The sequence below is a fragment of the Listeria weihenstephanensis genome (assembly GCF_003534205.1).
Lineage (GTDB): Bacteria > Bacillota > Bacilli > Lactobacillales > Listeriaceae > Listeria_A > Listeria_A weihenstephanensis.
The window spans coordinates 2,167,666-2,183,739 of record NZ_CP011102.1 but is presented as its reverse complement, the minus strand read 5'-3'; the positions used below and the strand labels follow the sequence as shown (position 1 = coordinate 2,183,739).

The following is a 16,074-nucleotide window of genomic DNA, read 5'->3' as shown; positions in this document are numbered from 1 at the left end:
AAAAAAAAGCGTAAAGCAACTGTTGCGACGCTTTCACGGGAACATTTATTCAAACCATTCTTGATGCAACTCTGTCAAAAAGTCAACAGAGATTGGAAGCTCGTCTAATTCAGGTAGAACAGCATCGATAGAGCAGAATGGGCAAATTGCCGTATCCTCCGCGTCCAACCACATCGTAATTTCACGCGGATCAAAAATTTGTAGACAGTGAAAACAGCCACATCGCTTGGAAGTGGCAAGAAGTAGCTTGTTGCCAATACAGTAATCATCTATCATCTTCATTTGCGATCTGACGTAAGCCGCCAGCTCCTCAAAAACTTCATGTCCTCCACAAAAAATAAAGGTGGTTTTTTCTTGCGGTGTTTCCGCTTGTCATTATTCAAACTCAATCTCACTGAGCGCCTCATCCATGGATTCTAAGATACCATATTTCGTAAAATAATCTAACCAAGCTTGGCGCAAATCTGGTGCATCGCGCTTAATCGATGGTTTTATTTTATCATACATTGTTTTCATAATACCTTGCCACATTGCATTGACCGCGCGATCTAATTTCACTTGTTTCCAGCGTTTAGCAGGTGGACGTTTCTTATTTTTCTCATTCTGAAATTCGAGTGCCTTTTCATAAAAGCTTTCTCGGGCAGTTAAGTTTTCCGTCATATAGACAGAAAATTCATTGAAAGTCATGGTAACACTCCTTCTAACTAGGTCATATAGTAACAGTAACATATCCAAAACAGAGCGTCTACTACATCCGAAATTGTAAAATTGATTTATGACGGATGCCACGTGATTTTAGACGCTGAAAAAAGTTTTTTAGAAAGGTTCTACATTTTTTTAGTTTTGCTGTTTTAACAAGGGAAATCATTGCAGGAGAACAGATACAGCTGTTCATAGCAAAGAATGTAAAAAATCATTTTGAAACTTTTTTGCATATTCGTAATTCCGCCGGATGAAGACAACTTGGGAGATATACAAAAAATGCACAAACCTATGATGGTTTGTGCATACAGTCTACATTTATTTACCTAGTAAGGCATCAGCAAACGTTTTAGCGTAAGCTTCCGCGCGAACAACATCGTCTTCATCAGGATCTAAATCCACTTTCAAGCCTTCTACAGGAACCGTCGCGCCTTGTTCTTTCAAACGCTTTTCAACAAGGTCTACAGTTAAGCAAAACTCATCGTAGAACGTATCGCCAGAACCGAATGAGGCGCAAACTTTACCAGAAAAATCAACGTCGGACATATCCTCATAAAAATCAACAAACTCATCAGGAAGTTCACCGTCATCATACGTGTAGCCGCCAATTAGCGCGCCATCATATTCTAATAATTTCTCAGGTTCAACCGAGATACACTCCTCAATTTCGACCTCAATATCATATTTTTCTAGTTCTTCGCCAAGGATATCTGCTATTTCTTCTGTATTACCAGTCATGCTGGCATATACGATCATTACTTTTGCCATTATATACATCACCATTTCTTTCCTTAAGTTCTAAGTTAATACGCTAAAAAAAGCACACTTGCAAACGCGGAATATGCTTGTTTCATCATTCACTAATACTTCCATTATAAAGAATTTCAGAAAAACTGCAAGAAATTCCGTTAAATTTAGCAAAAACGGCATATTCTTACTTTCAAAATGAGGCGAATAAAGCTATAATGGTAGAAGTGAGAATTTCTAGTTGGAACCCAAACTTAGATATTTTAAGGATAGGAAAGAGAAGGGATGGAAAAAATGATTACATTAAAATCAAGACGCGAAATTGATGAAATGAAACGCGCGGGAGAAATCCTCGTTGCGACCCATAAAGAAATTAAAAAACTAATTAAACCTGGTATTACAAGCTGGGATTTAGAGGTGTTCACAGAAGAATTTTTACGCAAGCAAGGTGCGACACCAGAGCAAAAAGGGTTCGAAGGCTATGAATTTGCTACCTGTGCGAGTATTAATGACGAAATTTGTCATGGTTTCCCACGTAAGCAAATCCTGAATGAAGGTGACATTATCACGGTAGATATGGTTGTTAATTTCCACGGTGCACTTGCTGATTCAGCCTGGACATACGGCGTTGGACAAGTATCTCCAGAAGCAGAGCGCCTGATGGAAGTCACTCGTAAATCGTTATATCTTGGTATCGAACAAGCACAAGTTGGAAGCCGAATCGGTGACATCGGCCATGCTATTCAAACCTATGTGGAAGCAGAGAAATTATCTGTTGTTCGCGAATTTATCGGTCACGGCGTTGGCCCAACATTGCACGAAAAACCCGAAGTACCTCATTTCGGCGCTGCAGGCAAAGGCCCACGTTTGAAAGAAGGTATGGTTATCACGATCGAGCCAATGGTAAACACAGGCGGTTGGAAAGCGAAAATGGATGATAACGGTTGGACAGCACGTACCGCTGATGGATCTCTTTCAGCACAGTATGAGCACACCATTGCGATTACAAAAGATGGCCCAGAAATTTTAACATATCAAGGCGAAAATGACTAAATAAGACTTAGGTGTGTTGCAATGAACGCGACACACCTAACTTTTTTGATGGTAAAGGGAGAAGTTTATATGGGAGAAAAAAGAGCCATTCATAGATCAAAGGTGCCACATACGGTGGATTCGATCAGTAAGGAACTACATAACTTAGGCATTACAAAAGGAGATACCGTGATTCTTCATTCTGCACTCGGTCAAGCTGGCTGGGTTTGTGGCGGTGGGGTTGCGATAATTAAAGCTTTTCAACAGGCTGTGACGAAACAAGGTAATCTAGTTATACCAGCACAAAGTAGCAATGTTTCCGATCCTGCAAAATGGCGTAATCCTGCTGTTCCTAAAGAATGGTGGTCGACGATATATGCCGAGATGCCTGCCTATGATCCTGAGGAGACGCCGACTTTTTTTATGGGCGTAATTCCAGAGACCTTTCGCAAAATGAAAGATGTAAAGCGGAGTTCTCATCCGAAATATTCTTTTTGCGCGTGGGGAAGCGATGCTGCGTTTATCACAGAGAAACATGCGCTTAATTTTGGCTTCGGCGAGCAATCTCCGTTAGGTCGGTTATATGAACTGCAAGCAAAAATTGTGTTGTTTGGTGTCGATCATGATAAAAATACGTCGCTGCATCTCGCAGAGCATCGGGCGAAAAAATTCCGCATTCAACAGGAGCAATCGCCAATGATGGTGAACGGGACGAAAGTTTGGCAGAAATATGATGAACTAGCTTATAATAGTGATGCATTTATCTCGATTGGGCGTCAATATGAACGCGAAACGGCACACCAGCCGACAACGCTTGCTGGTGCGCCTACAAAAATATTTGATATGTGTCGTCTGGTTGATTATGCGTCTGATGTTATTTCCGAATAGTACTCAGTTCCTCTGCAAAAAGTTGCATTTCACGCATGCTAATATTATTTTTGCGGTGAATGAGCGTATAAATATCAAGCAAAGACTCATAATGAATGGCGTCTAGAGTTAGATTTTCAAAGACGGACGCATTAACCATTTTTAATTTTGTCGTAATTTCAGTTAACATAAACGCAACATTTTCCTGCGTCGGATTTTCTAAATTCATAAGTAGGCACTTCCTTTCATACTTCAAAAATTGTAGCATAAAGACAAGAGTGGCGCCAGAGTTAGTATCTGTATTTGGAAAGAAAGGGGGAAAGAGATGCTAAAAAAAATACAAAATAATCGTTTATTTCGCTTTTGTATGGTCGTGAGTAATCGTTTTACAAAGAATGATGTATCAGGAAGCGCGGCCCAGCTTGCGTATTATATGCTTTTTTCGATTTTTCCAATCTTACTTATTGTGGCCTCTTTGCTTCCATATTTTCAGATTGATCAAGAGCAGCTTTTTACAACGATTAAACAGTTTGTACCAGAGGAGATTTACGATTTCATTAACTCCAATTTGGACCAACTTTTAAATAGCAACTCGGGAGGGATTCTTTCCATTGGTATCATTGGGACGTTGTGGTCGGCCTCTAATGGAATGAATGCAACGACAAAAGCGCTGAATAAAGCGTATGGTGTGAAGGATCGGAGAAGTTACATTATTAAACGCTTGCTGTCAATGGTTTTCACATTGGGAATGCTCGCTGTCGTCGTTGTAACGCTTTTACTCGTCGTGTTCGGACAACAAATCGGGATGTTTATTTTCAATCATCTCAATGTTTCTAAAGAGACGCTCGATACGTGGAATAATTTCCGTTGGGTCGTGACGCTTGCTGTGATCTTTGTCGTGTTCTCCTTTATTTATTGGATCGCACCAAATAGGAGAAGCAAGCTTATCAGTATTCTACCAGGAGCCGTATTTGCATCACTCGGCTGGGCGATTGCCTCGATGGGATTTGCCTATTACGTCAATAATTTTGCGAATTACTCAGCAACATATGGCAGTATCGGAGTCATTATTATTTTGATGCTATGGTTTTACCTCACAGGCGTTATTTTGATGATAGGTGGCGAAATCAACGCTACATTAAGCATATTAAGGCAGAAGAAGCTAGTTGGAGAGATCAATTAAAATTCAACAGTTAACAAAGGAGAGAATATTTTGAGCGAAAATCCAGTAACAGAAGGTCAACAATTCCCGCTGACAATTAAACGAATCGGTATTAACGGCGAAGGCATCGGCTATTTCAAAAGATCCGTCGTATTCGTAACAGGCGCATTAACAGGCGAGGAAGTCGTGGTGGAAGCAACGAAAGTAAACCCTCGTTACACAGAAGCAAAAATCCGCAAAATTCGTAAAGAATCACCACATCGCGTAAATCCACCATGCCCAGTATACGACGCATGCGGTGGGTGTCAATTACAACATTTAGCCTACGCGGAACAATTAAAAATGAAAAAAGATTTGATCGTGCAATCTCTTGAAAAACATACTCAATTTCCAGCAGATCAAATTCAGATTCGCGATACGATCGGAATGGGAAATCCATGGGGCTACCGTAATAAGAGCCAATTTCAAGTACGCGAAATCGATGACACAGTCGAAGCCGGCTTATTTGGAGCTGAAAGTCACGAACTTGTTCCAATTGAAAACTGCGTTGTGCAGCATCCAGACACAGTCAAAGTGACCAACCTTGTTCGTGATCTTTTAGAGGAGCTGGATATTCCAATCTACGAAGAACAGCGTAACAGCGGTATTGTCCGTACAATCGTCGTTCGTACAGGTATTAAAACTGGCGAAATTCAACTCGTTCTAGTAACGAATAGTAAAAAATTACCTCGTAAACGTGAACTAATCGAACGAATCCAAGCGACAATTCCAGAAGTTGTGTCAATCATGCAGAACGTCAACCAAGAAAAGACGTCTTTAATTTTCGGAGAAGAAACATTATTTTTAGCAGGGAAAGAAAAGATCACCGAAAAATTAGGCGAAATCGAATTTGATCTATCCGCACGTGCCTTTTTCCAACTAAATCCATCGCAAACGGAGAAATTGTACCGAGAAGTAGCACGCGCCATCCGCTTAACAGGTAATGAAAAAATCGTGGATGCCTATTGTGGCGTTGGAACGATTGGACTTTCCTTAGCAGGCAAAGCAGCAGAAGTTCGTGGTATGGACACCATCGCAGAATCCATTGAAGATGCCAAAGCGAATGCAACTCGTGCGGGAATCACGAATATAACGTTTGAAACAGGAAAAGCAGAGGAAGTTTTCCCGAAATGGATCAAAGCAGGATTCAAACCCGATGCAATCGTTGTCGATCCACCACGAGTAGGTTGTGAAGACCAGTTACTACAGTCGATTCTACGCACAAACGCGAAGCAAATCGTCTACGTATCATGTAACCCATCCACACTTGCCCGCGATCTACAAATACTATCCAAAAAATATAAAATCAAGTATATCCAACCATTAGACATGTTCCCTCATACGGCCCACGTGGAAAGTGTCACGGTATTAAACTTAAAATTCTAATTGAAAAAGGTGTGATAACGAGTGACACTAACATTGCAAAGTTATACAAAAGAAGCCCAACAAGCTATCCAAAACTATACGCTAACCGATGATACATTCTGCGCACACCCATTAGAATTACTCGCAAAAGCTGCTGACAAATCAAGTTACCATTGCATACTCATGTACGATCAAGACCAACTAGTAGGATTTTTCGTATTAGACAACGACGAGGACGTAAAAATCTACACAGAAGCACCTGATACTTTGCTTTTGCGCGGCTATTCTATCGATTCCACAAAACAAGGAAAAGGCTACGGCACACGATCTCTATCCCAACTAAGCGACTACGTAAAACACCATTTCCCAACCATCAAAACAGTCGTTCTAGCCGTAAACAAGCGGAACATCCCAGCTCAAAAACTCTACCTAAAAAGCGGCTTCATCCAGACAAACCGCACTATAATGGGCCCACGCGGCGAACAGTTTGTTTATGAATTAGCCATGAAATAAATGTTTTCAACATAAAAAAACTCAAAGCAAGATAATGTCGCCGAACGAAGAGGTTTTGGCGTAAGACGTACATTCCGCTTCAAACAAATCGAGCGAAAGCGTTTGTATTCATCCCGCATATACACAAGTCCCCACCTTGCGATAATGTAAGGTTGGATAACGCGACAGTGCTTTTCATTGGTCGCGTTTTTTGTTAAACTAAGGTAGACAATAGTCGAGAAGAAAGCGTGGCAGATATAATGAAAAATGATAAAATCCGATTTTTAGTTCTCTTAATACCGATCTTGTATATGGTGTATGGTATTTTCTTAGGTATTGATTTTGCTAGCAAAGCAGAGCTAATTAATGTGATTTTCAACGGCATTTTACTAGGTGTTTGCTCGGTTTTTATTGTTTGTAAAGCAACAATTCGGAATGTTGTAGATGTTATTTGGCTCGCGGTATTCATTATATATATATTTATTTTACATCATTTAGTTACATATATTTCAGCAGGAGATATTTTAAAAAGCACCTACACTGGAAATTTCCATATTCAGCGAGAAATGGTGAATCTTGTTCCATTTACGACGATTGAAAACACAATACATCAGGCCTTACCAACGATGCCAACACTTGTGCAACTTCTTGGGAATGCTTTGTTGCTAGCGCCATTAACTTTCTTTTTACTCTATTTTCAGATTGTGACACGAGTTTGGACGGCGCTTCTGACAGCGATTCTAGTCTCTACTGGGATCGAGTTAATACAATTCATACAAACGACAGTCATCACAGGATTCAGCGGTATAACACTTCCTGAGAACCGCTCCACAGATGTAGATGACATTATTTTAAATACACTGAGTGGACTTTTGGGCATTCTGGTAGCGTTCTGTATACCAAGCATACGCAAAAAACGAAAATAAGATAAAACGGGAAAAGCAAAGGGGATAAAGAGAATGAAAGAAAAATTTGCAAAATTAGTAACATGGTTCCAACAAAATAGTACGAAGGTTAAAATTATATTTGTTGTTTTTGTACTAGCGTTTGTTGTGTACGAAGTTATTAGTATCGGAACAACCACCGATTTTGGCGCGTTAAAAGACAATCTAACATCGCAAAGTCCAGAAAATATTATCATTATGATTGTCGTTGGGTTGCTTGCTGTAACACCAATGCTCATTTATGATTTTGTGATCGTAAAACTCCTGCCGGGAACTTTTCCGACGAGTCACATTATCGCCTCAGGGTGGATTACGAATACATTTACGAATATCGGAGGCTTTGGCGGTGTACTTGGAGCCTCGTTACGTGCCAACTTTTATGGAAAAAATGCCGATCATAAACAAATTCTCTTAGCTATCTCAAAAATTGCGCTATTCCTCGTTTCTGGCTTATCGATCTATTGCTTGGTTGGCCTTGTAACACTTACCATTCCTGGATTCGCTGACCATTTCCGTAATTATTGGCCATGGCTCTTAGCGGGAGGTTTATATTTCCCAATCTTATTCTTCGTTACAAAATGGAAAAGCAAAACCTTATTTGAAGACTTGCCGTTAAAACGAGAACTATTACTTGTACTCGCTTCATTACTTGAGTGGGCGTTTGCATTCGGTTGCTTTATCATCATCGGTGTTTTGATGAACGAGCCAGTCGACGTAGCAAAAGTATTTCCATTATTCGTTATCGCATCTGTTATCGGGATAGCATCGATGGTTCCTGGTGGTGTGGGCACATTTGATGTAGTCATGATTTTAGGACTCGAAGCACTTGGCGTACCGACAGATTTAAGTGTTGCATGGCTTTTATTCTACCGTATTTTCTATTACATCATCCCATTTGCTGCTGGATTATTATTCTTTGTCCAAAAAGCAGGGAAGAAGTTCAATGATTATTTAGAAGGCTTGCCACAACTCTTTTTACAGAAGTTAGCGCATCGTTTTCTAGTCATCTTTGTTTACTTCGCAGGGTTGATGCTGATTATCTCTGCTGCTATCCCAAACGCAATATATCATTTACCATTACTCTATAAATTAGCGCCGTTCAGCCTTTTCTTCGTATCACAAATTACGATGATCGCCTTTGGTTTCCTGCTTTTGGGCTTAGCTCGCGGGATCGAAAGCAAAGTGACGAAAGCTTACGTGACAACAATCGTAGTGTTAGGCTGTGCTATTTTTAACACGTTAGCACAAGGATTTTCCATCAAAGCTGCAATATTTCTAGGAATCGTCCTATTCTGCGTTTACTTGGCGCGGAACGAATTTTATCGTGAAAAGCTCGTTTACACGTGGAGTAAGATTATTTTTGACAGCGTCCTATTTATTGCTTGTATTGCCGGTTATGCCTTGATTGGAATTTACAACTCACCAAAAGTACCACATCACAAGAAGATTCCAGACTATCTCTTGATTCCATCAGAACATGTTTGGATTACAGGGTTTATCGGTGTCGCCATTGCGATTATAAGTCTGATTATTATCTTCTACTATTTCTCCATGACGAACACTACGATTGGTGAACCATTTGATGCTAAACGCTTACGAGCACATTTAGCAAAATACAAAGGTAACGAAGTAAGCCATACCATGTTTATGCGCGATAAATTATTATTCTGGGCAAAGGATGACAAAATGGTATTTCCATTCCGACTCAAGGCCGACAAAATGGTCATTATGGGAGAACCGGTCGGAGATAAAGCCTATCTCGAAGATGCTCTAGAAGAATTAATGATATACGCTGATAAATTTGGCTATCGTCCTGTCTTTTATGAGGTAGATGTGGATATGCTGGCATTCTTGCACGATCATGGATTTGATTTCATGAAGATTGGGGAAGAAGGCTTCGTATCTCTACCAGAATTCACGTTGACAGGTAAAAAACGAAAAGGTGAACGTGCCCTAATGAATAAATTCGAGCGAGAAGGGTATACTTTTGAGATTATCGAACCAGATTATGACGAGCGGACGATTCAGCGCTTGCGTGATATTTCAGATGACTGGCTAGACGGTAGAAGCGAAAAAGGTTTTTCACTCGGTTACTTTGACGTCTATTACTTGGAACAAGCTCCGATCGCGATTGCACGAAACGCAGAGGGTGAAATCATTGCCTTTGCCTCTATGATGCCATGTTATAATGACGAAATGACATCGATAGATTTAATGCGCTACGGCAAAGATGCACCGAGTGGGATCATGGATTTCCTATTCATTAATCTTTTCCAAAAAGGTCAAGAAGACGGCTATCAGATTTTTAATGCAGGTATGGCGCCACTCTCGAACGTCGGGGCCTCACAATTTGCCTTTTTAGGAGAGCGGCTTGCAGGACTTGTATACCGTTATAGCCAAGGATTCTATGGTTTCCAAGGGTTGCGTAATTACAAATCGAAATACGTGACTACTTGGGTACAAAAATTTGTTGCGTTCCGAAAACGTAGCTCGATCGCCTTTACAATGTTACAACTCATGGCTCTCGTAGGGAAAAAACGCCCACTATCACGAGAACAAATTGTAGAAGATATACCTGATGAAGATATTGAAATCATCGCAGAATCTGAAGAAATGAAATAAAAATAAGGCGCTTAGAAGATGTTTTGCTAATCTTCTAAGCGCCTTATTTCGCCTATTATTATTCTTTAATTAAGTCCGCCAATGCATCCTCAATTTTGGGGAATTTAAAGCTGAAATTCTCATTCAGCAGTTTTTGCGGATAGACGCGTTGCCCTTCTAAAATAAGCATCGCGCGCTCACCCATTGCTAAGCGAATCATGGAAGCTGGGGCTGCAATTTTGGCAGGTCGATTCATCGCTTCTCCTAATAGCTCTGCAAATTTTTTCTGTTGAATAGGATGTGGTGCCGTTATATTGATAGGGCCTTCCAGTTTATCATTTTCGATAATAAATAAAAGCGCCCGAACAACATCGTCAATATGAATCCACGAATACCATTGATTTCCATCGCCGAGCGGTCCACCAATCAAAAAGGAAAACTGCTTTGTGAGTACTGGTAAGGAACCACCGTCTGTACCTAAAATTAAACCGAAGCGGGTGAATACAGTCCTGATTCCAGAAGCACGTGCCGCTTTTTCCCAAGAAATAACGGTTTCAGCAAGGAAATTATCCGCTGTTTCATGTTCTTCGGTATCCAAGAAAAAGGTTGTTTGTGAGGTTGGATAGACACCGATCGCGCTGGCATTTAGCAATAATTTCGGTTTAGGTTGTAGATTATGAATGATTTTTACGAGTTCCGTTGTAGCATCGACACGACTTTCCAATATGACTTGTTTCCGATTATCCGTCCAACGCTTATCAGCAATCGCAGCGCCCGCAAGATTTATACATATATCAATAGAAATACCACTTAAATCAGGCGTATCTCCATTCATCCACTTGAGATAATGAATTTTCCTTGTATCCTCCTTGTCTTGACGCGTTAAAATATAGACGGTATGCCCATTATCAATAAGAGCTGGTACGAGATGACTACCGATAAAACCAGTGCCACCTGTCATTAAAATATTCATGTTTGTTCACTCCTGACGTGATAGATTTATAATACTTTTCCCTTTTAGATAGCTTTAAAACGGTTTATTGCGTATGATAAGAAGATAGAATAGGAGGCGATGACGATGAAAATAACATCCATTTCACAGCAACAGAAAAATAAAGAGCGTTACAATGTTTTTGTTGCAGAGAAATATTTATTTAGTGTAGACGAGGTCGTTCTTGCCAAATACCAACTTTTCAAGGATCGTGAATTGACGGATGAAGAACTTGCTGAAATTCAAGAAGAGGATGCGATCCGCCGTGGTTTAAACAAAGCGATTCAATATTTAGCGCATCGAGTTCGTTCAGAAAAAGAAATCCGCACACATCTTGCAAAAGCCGAGATGGAGCCTGATGAAATAAGTCTGGTTATTAAACGCTTGGCCGAAATGAAGTATATTAATGATTTAGAGTTCGCTCATCTTTACGTTCGGACGCAAGTGAATACGACAACAAAAGGGCCGCGCCAAATCGAGCGTGAACTCGTGACAAAAGGAATTATTCGCGACTATATTGAAGAAGCCCTTGCTGACTTTAAAGACGATGATCAACTTGAAAATGCCATAAAACTAGCTGCCAAAATCGTCAATAGAAGTCGAAAATCGGCCAAACGCCAACTGCAACAAAAATTAGTCACAGAACTTATCCAAAAAGGTTATACCACAGACCTTGCAAAAGAAGCAAGCGCTATTGCTCTAGAAGATTTTTCGGAAGAGCAAGAGCAGGATATTCTCGGTGAACAATTAGAAAAGTTACTGCGTAAAAATCGACGTTACGGACCAGGGAAGTGCCGCCAGAAGACGATCACATCGCTCTTGCAAAAAGGATTCTCCTATGATATCATTCAAGATTATATGCGTGAGAATGAATTAGATTTTGAAGAGGAGAAAGATTAATGCAAACCTATTTTGAAAAGTTAAAACTTGAATTATTAGCGGTAAACGATAATCTAACCCCAGACGAAGCCCTTTGGTGGGTCGAAATGCTATGGACTGATTTTGAAGCAACATACGCCAAAGCTGGTTACCCATATCGAGGTACGGAATACGCCTATGATTATGTTTCCAAGCAAATAAAGCAACACGGGGCATCGCTTCACTTAGTCGAACGAAAACCCCGCTAAAGTCTCTCAGCGGGGCGATAAATGCTCATCTCTGTCGTTAAAAGCTCTGTTCCGATGCTCATGTACCTGAGTACATTCCGCGTCGGTACTCGCTTTTGCCTAGGATCTAAGCATTTGTCGCCCCGCTGAGGTTTGGTGGGATATCATCAAGTCGAGCGGTTTTTCTGAGTCTACAATAAAACATAAAAACAATAAAATATAAAAGACCTTCTCGGTTTTAGTCTGAGAAGGTCTTTTATGTGCGATCAATTTGTTACGGGATGCAATTTTTTGTGTAGTTTTTCATCACTAAAGATCCAACCTGTATAAGAAGACTCGATATTTAGATCGTCATCCAATTTAACGACTGCGACGAATGGATAGTGCCCATTGCTACGATATCTTAAATCGGTATACGTAACGTAGGTGCCGTCCATTTTTTCTTCAATCCGCCAGTTATATACTTTGGAAAACGATACAAATGCCGCTAGATTCTTATCTTTCATTGCTGCGTGAATAATGTCATTGTCGGGAACTGGTAAACGATCAAATTTCTCATAAATCGAGATATTGCGTTTAAAAGCGCGACCTACATAATAGTGATCTTTTGTTGTTACAGCTACGCGCCATTGGAAAAAGCGAATGGTAGATGCGACAATAATTTCCTCAGAATCAGGAATGAGATTTTTAACAGCATGGGTGATGACTTTCTGTGTGATAAATCTTGCTACATAATAAACCGCCAGAATCGCGTAAAGCGTGAAGAACGTTGGTAGAGCTGGTGCGCCCATTAACCAAATAATGATAGCTACAACATGTGAGGCGAAGATGAAGATATCAAAAGTATTGATAAATCCAAAAGCGACCCACGTGTCCTTAAATGGCCTTAACGCCTGTGTTCCATATGCATTGAAAATATCGACAAAGATATGGAACGCGACTGCGACGAACGTCCACAACAAGAGATGCCAGAACGGTGCTGCTGGAAAAATGAGTGACAAAATGAAAGATAGTAAAAGAGGCCAAATTGCAAGACCTGGAAGGGAGTGTGTGATCCCACGGTGATTACGAATATAATCTGCATTATTTTTAAGTTTTAGAACAGTATCAATGTCCGGTATTTGTGAACCAATAATAGTGGCTGTCATGATACCTATGGCAGCGGAACTACCGACGATAGCAGGGTCGATTGCCGTTGCTACAGCGCCGAGTGCAATTCCCATTACAACATGTGTGCCAGTGTCCAAGATATTTCCTCCTCAAAATAAGTTACGATATGCCGTTCACGGTGTTATAACAACAACAAAAAGCCAATATTGACGTCTGTTCAAACAAGGCTCGGCATCTTATTTTATGATTTGTGAAAAATTCCGTTAAAGCAATTGGCTGTCCAATCGCATCTTGATTCTGTATAATAGTAACGGTGCCAAATCAAGGCTAGGAATTTTTCTTCCTGTCTACATTATACTACAAAACCTAGGAAAACGTTCATTAGAAAACTATGAGAATATACACATAAAACGAGGAGTAATATACGATGGATTGGAAACAAGAAAAAATAGTCACATTTAGAACAGCGTTAATTGACTGGTATGAAAAGAATAAGCGCGTTTTACCTTGGCGCGAAAATACCGAACCGTACCGAATTTGGGTTTCAGAAATCATGCTACAACAAACAAAAGTGGACACAGTTATGCCATATTTTGAACGATTCATGACTTGGTTCCCAACAATGCAAGATTTCACTGAGGCGCCTGAAGAGCGAATTTTAAAGGCTTGGGAAGGTTTGGGCTATTATTCGAGGGTGCGTAATTTACAAGCCGCGATGAAAACGGTTGTCGAGGAGATGGATGGAGTCGTTCCAGATAATTTAACCGATATCCTAGAACTAAAAGGCGTTGGGCCATATACGGCAGGAGCAGTTCTGAGTATTGCTTACGAACGCCCAGAGCCAGCAGTTGATGGTAATGTCATGCGTGTTATCTCACGCGTCCTTGAAATTGACGACGACATCATGAAACAGAAAACCAGAAAGAAATTTGAAGCCGCGCTCTACGAACTAATTGATCCAGAAAAGCCTGGTGAATTTAATCAAGGCTTGATGGAAATTGGAGCCCTCGTTTGTACACCGAAAAAGCCGATGTGCCTTGTGTGTCCGTTACAAGAGTTTTGCGAAGCGCACAAAGCGGGTGAGGAAGAACTTTATCCAGTTAAAATAAAGAAAACAAAAGTTAAAAAAATGTACCTTTCAAGCGCTATTGTGCAAACAGGAGCGGATCAGTTCATCATCGAACAACGCCCTGACACTGGATTGCTCGCTAATCTATGGCAATTTCCAACGGTCGAACAATCAGATAATCAAGAAGCGCTAAAACTAGCCTTTTTACAAAAGTACGGTATGGAGCTCCAAATCAAACCAGAACCAATAACGCACGTCAAGCACATCTTTTCACATCTAGTCTGGGAAGTGGACGTTTTCGCAGCGCAAGCGATAACAACACAACCCGTCGATTTAAAATTAAAAACCGTCACAAAAGAAGAAATGGGACACTTAGCTTTTCCGGTTCCATATCAAAAAATGTGGCAAGCATTTCAAAAGGGGGAAATACAATGAATAAAGTAGCATTAATAACGGGAAGTAGTCGAGGGATTGGTCGGGAAATCGCTTTGGAACTCGCGAAGCAAGGATACGATATCGCGGTAAATTTTGCGAGAAGTAGAAGTAAGGCGGAGGAAGTGGCCAAAGAAATTGAAGCGCTGGGACAAAAAGCAATTTTAGTTCGTGCCAATGTGGGCGATGTCGAAAAAATAAAAGGCATGTTTGAAGAAATTGATGCAGCGTTTGGAAGGCTTGACGTGTTAGTAAATAACGCGGCAAGTGGAGTATTACGTCCGATTATGGAATTAAACGAGTCTCATTGGGATTGGACGATGGATATCAACGCTAAGGCGCTACTTTTTGCAAGTCAAGAAGCTGCGAAACGGATGCAAAAAATCGGCGGAGGCAAGATCGTGAGCCTAAGTTCGGTCGGCGCGATTCGTTATTTAGAGAACTATACGACGGTTGGCGTGTCAAAAGCAGCGGTGGAGTCATTGACGCGCTACCTAGCTGTTGAATTAGCGCCATTCGGAATTGCTGTCAATGCCGTTTCTGGCGGACTGATTGAGACGGAGGCGTTGGATCATTTTCCGAATCGAGAAGAATTATTGGCCGATGCCGTTGCGAAAACACCTGCTGGACGAATGGTAGAATCACAGGACTTAGTGAAGGCTGTGTCATTCTTGATTAGTGATCAGGCAGATATGATTCGCGGGCAGACAATTGTTGTTGATGGCGGAAGAACGTTGCTGCTCTAAAGAAGAGATAAGTTATGAGTATACAAAAAATTAAAGAGCAGTTAGGCAAGGCATACAACAAAATTAGAAAAAGAAGTTGAACCATGTATAAAAATATTACAATTTAAAGCAGATTATAAGAAAAAAGTGAGGACAAAAATTATCAAAATTTTTTACTTCGCTAATCCTCAAAGTAGAAGTGAGATTCGAAGGTTGATGGAAAAATAATTTGGTAAAAATCGGGTAGGTCTCTGTACAGTAAAGAAAATTAAGTAGGCTGGCAATGCTTTGGTTTGTATATTTATAAGGAATCCATGTAGTTATTGGGCAATCCCATTGAGTTTTGTGATTATTTAAGCTCGGCAATCACTAGTACAAGAATGGTTTTGGGGCTGACTTATCATCATTTCGCGATCTAGCTTCGGAAGCCAGCCCCTCGAAATCTTCGTGGCCTCCGAAAAATCTAAAAGAGGGATTTATCTGCGCCCCCTAACAAATTTTTTCGGGTCTAACGGGCTTCCTTAGCTTTTCGCTAGATCTAGCTTCAAGAGCCAGCCTCTCGGAAATTTCGTGGCCTCCGCAAAAATCAAAAGATGATTTTCTCTACGCCCCTAACAATTGTTGAGACTCTTATGAAGCATCTTTTGCTGAATTAGAGTCTCAATATGCATGAGAACAAAGTGAGCATGT

17 protein-coding genes are annotated in these 16,074 nt (G+C 40.6%); 11 read left to right on the top strand and 6 right to left on the bottom strand.

Features of this window, described 5'->3' with window-relative positions; genetic code table 11:
- Positions 1–45 precede the first annotated feature (45 nt).
- The 3 genes from UE46_RS10645 to UE46_RS10635 all read right to left on the bottom strand — a co-directional run bounded on the left by UE46_RS10645 (position 46) and on the right by UE46_RS10635 (position 1,470).
- Positions 46–282 carry a hypothetical protein gene (locus UE46_RS10645; protein ID WP_036062758.1) on the bottom strand — a complete coding sequence of 79 codons (237 nt, stop codon included), beginning with the start codon at positions 280–282 and terminating at the stop codon, positions 46–48.
- Between the two features lie 93 nt (positions 283–375).
- On the bottom strand, positions 376–687 hold the full coding sequence (locus UE46_RS10640) for a hypothetical protein (protein WP_036062756.1): 312 nt from the start codon (positions 685–687) through the stop codon (positions 376–378).
- A 333-nt stretch (positions 688–1,020) separates the two neighbouring features.
- Positions 1,021–1,470 (bottom strand): flavodoxin, encoded by a 450-nt coding sequence (locus UE46_RS10635; protein ID WP_036062755.1) that lies wholly within the window; start codon positions 1,468–1,470, stop codon positions 1,021–1,023.
- 273 nt (positions 1,471–1,743) lie between these two features.
- Here UE46_RS10635 and map point away from each other — a divergent pair, with 273 nt between their 5' ends.
- Positions 1,744–2,502 carry a type I methionyl aminopeptidase gene (map, locus tag UE46_RS10630; protein WP_036062856.1) on the top strand — a complete coding sequence of 253 codons (759 nt, stop codon included), beginning with the start codon at positions 1,744–1,746 and terminating at the stop codon, positions 2,500–2,502.
- A 69-nt stretch (positions 2,503–2,571) separates the two neighbouring features.
- A complete protein-coding gene (locus tag UE46_RS10625; protein WP_118907603.1) occupies positions 2,572–3,369 on the top strand; it encodes an AAC(3) family N-acetyltransferase in 798 nt (265 codons plus the stop codon).
- On the opposite strand, the gene UE46_RS10620 is transcribed toward UE46_RS10625, so the two are convergent.
- Positions 3,356–3,577: a DUF1128 domain-containing protein gene (locus UE46_RS10620; RefSeq protein ID WP_036062754.1), complete on the bottom strand. Its 222-nt coding sequence runs from the start codon at positions 3,575–3,577 to the stop codon at positions 3,356–3,358. The two genes, UE46_RS10625 and UE46_RS10620, sit on opposite strands and share 14 nt — an antisense overlap.
- Positions 3,578–3,673: 96 nt before the next feature.
- Here UE46_RS10620 and UE46_RS10615 point away from each other — a divergent pair, with 96 nt between their 5' ends.
- From UE46_RS10615 to mprF, 5 genes are all read left to right on the top strand, one after another.
- Complete coding sequence (locus UE46_RS10615; protein ID WP_036062753.1) at positions 3,674–4,531, top strand: YihY/virulence factor BrkB family protein; 858 nt, start codon at positions 3,674–3,676, stop codon at positions 4,529–4,531.
- Positions 4,532–4,561: 30 nt separating this feature from the next.
- Positions 4,562–5,935 carry a 23S rRNA (uracil(1939)-C(5))-methyltransferase RlmD gene (gene rlmD / locus UE46_RS10610; protein ID WP_036062751.1) on the top strand — a complete coding sequence of 458 codons (1,374 nt, stop codon included), beginning with the start codon at positions 4,562–4,564 and terminating at the stop codon, positions 5,933–5,935.
- Between the two features lie 21 nt (positions 5,936–5,956).
- The gene (locus UE46_RS10605) at positions 5,957–6,427 is read left to right on the top strand and encodes a GNAT family N-acetyltransferase (RefSeq protein WP_036062749.1); all 471 of its coding nucleotides are present in this window, start codon (positions 5,957–5,959) and stop codon (positions 6,425–6,427) included.
- Positions 6,428–6,666: 239 nt separating this feature from the next.
- Positions 6,667–7,332, top strand: coding sequence for a VanZ family protein (locus tag UE46_RS10600; protein ID WP_036062746.1), 666 nt, complete (start codon positions 6,667–6,669; stop codon positions 7,330–7,332).
- A 33-nt stretch (positions 7,333–7,365) separates the two neighbouring features.
- Positions 7,366–9,972, top strand: a complete 2,607-nt coding sequence (gene mprF, locus UE46_RS10595; protein ID WP_036062744.1) for a bifunctional lysylphosphatidylglycerol flippase/synthetase MprF — start codon at positions 7,366–7,368, stop codon at positions 9,970–9,972.
- Between the two features lie 58 nt (positions 9,973–10,030).
- Here the strand turns inward: mprF and UE46_RS10590 are convergent, their stop codons facing one another.
- On the bottom strand, positions 10,031–10,924 hold the full coding sequence (locus UE46_RS10590; RefSeq protein WP_036062742.1) for a TIGR01777 family oxidoreductase: 894 nt from the start codon (positions 10,922–10,924) through the stop codon (positions 10,031–10,033).
- 105 nt (positions 10,925–11,029) lie between these two features.
- Here UE46_RS10590 and recX point away from each other — a divergent pair, with 105 nt between their 5' ends.
- Both recX and UE46_RS10580 read left to right on the top strand, forming a co-directional pair.
- On the top strand, positions 11,030–11,842 hold the full coding sequence (gene recX / locus UE46_RS10585) for a recombination regulator RecX (protein ID WP_036062740.1): 813 nt from the start codon (positions 11,030–11,032) through the stop codon (positions 11,840–11,842).
- The gene (locus UE46_RS10580) at positions 11,842–12,069 is read left to right on the top strand and encodes a YfhJ family protein (protein WP_036062738.1); all 228 of its coding nucleotides are present in this window, start codon (positions 11,842–11,844) and stop codon (positions 12,067–12,069) included. Before recX ends, UE46_RS10580 begins: the two co-directional genes overlap by 1 nt.
- Positions 12,070–12,314: 245 nt before the next feature.
- Here the strand turns inward: UE46_RS10580 and UE46_RS10575 are convergent, their stop codons facing one another.
- Entirely contained in the window at positions 12,315–13,295 is a 981-nt protein-coding gene (locus UE46_RS10575; RefSeq protein WP_036062735.1) for a metal-dependent hydrolase, read from the bottom strand.
- Between the two features lie 290 nt (positions 13,296–13,585).
- Here UE46_RS10575 and mutY point away from each other — a divergent pair, with 290 nt between their 5' ends.
- Both mutY and fabL read left to right on the top strand, forming a co-directional pair.
- A complete protein-coding gene (gene mutY, locus UE46_RS10570; RefSeq protein WP_118907602.1) occupies positions 13,586–14,662 on the top strand; it encodes an A/G-specific adenine glycosylase in 1,077 nt (358 codons plus the stop codon).
- Positions 14,659–15,405 (top strand): enoyl-[acyl-carrier-protein] reductase FabL, encoded by a 747-nt coding sequence (gene fabL, locus UE46_RS10565; protein ID WP_036062733.1) that lies wholly within the window; start codon positions 14,659–14,661, stop codon positions 15,403–15,405. The genes mutY and fabL overlap by 4 nt, the downstream gene beginning before the upstream one ends.
- Positions 15,406–16,074: the final 669 nt, after the last annotated feature.

Bases quoted from the DNA above. Each gene is read 5' to 3' on its own strand.
- UE46_RS10645 (WP_036062758.1), bottom strand. From the start codon at position 282: ATGAAGATGATAGATGATTACTGTATTGGCAACAAGCTACTTCTTGCC.
- UE46_RS10640 (WP_036062756.1), bottom strand. From the start codon at position 687: ATGACTTTCAATGAATTTTCTGTCTATATGACGGAAAACTTAACTGCC.
- UE46_RS10635 (WP_036062755.1), bottom strand. From the start codon at position 1,470: ATGGCAAAAGTAATGATCGTATATGCCAGCATGACTGGTAATACAGAA.
- map (WP_036062856.1), top strand. From the start codon at position 1,744: ATGATTACATTAAAATCAAGACGCGAAATTGATGAAATGAAACGCGCG.
- UE46_RS10625 (WP_118907603.1), top strand. From the start codon at position 2,572: ATGGGAGAAAAAAGAGCCATTCATAGATCAAAGGTGCCACATACGGTG.
- UE46_RS10620 (WP_036062754.1), bottom strand. From the start codon at position 3,577: ATGAATTTAGAAAATCCGACGCAGGAAAATGTTGCGTTTATGTTAACT.
- UE46_RS10615 (WP_036062753.1), top strand. From the start codon at position 3,674: ATGCTAAAAAAAATACAAAATAATCGTTTATTTCGCTTTTGTATGGTC.
- UE46_RS10600 (WP_036062746.1), top strand. From the start codon at position 6,667: ATGAAAAATGATAAAATCCGATTTTTAGTTCTCTTAATACCGATCTTG.
- mprF (WP_036062744.1), top strand. From the start codon at position 7,366: ATGAAAGAAAAATTTGCAAAATTAGTAACATGGTTCCAACAAAATAGT.
- UE46_RS10590 (WP_036062742.1), bottom strand. From the start codon at position 10,924: ATGAATATTTTAATGACAGGTGGCACTGGTTTTATCGGTAGTCATCTC.
- recX (WP_036062740.1), top strand. From the start codon at position 11,030: ATGAAAATAACATCCATTTCACAGCAACAGAAAAATAAAGAGCGTTAC.
- UE46_RS10580 (WP_036062738.1), top strand. From the start codon at position 11,842: ATGCAAACCTATTTTGAAAAGTTAAAACTTGAATTATTAGCGGTAAAC.
- mutY (WP_118907602.1), top strand. From the start codon at position 13,586: ATGGATTGGAAACAAGAAAAAATAGTCACATTTAGAACAGCGTTAATT.
- fabL (WP_036062733.1), top strand. From the start codon at position 14,659: ATGAATAAAGTAGCATTAATAACGGGAAGTAGTCGAGGGATTGGTCGG.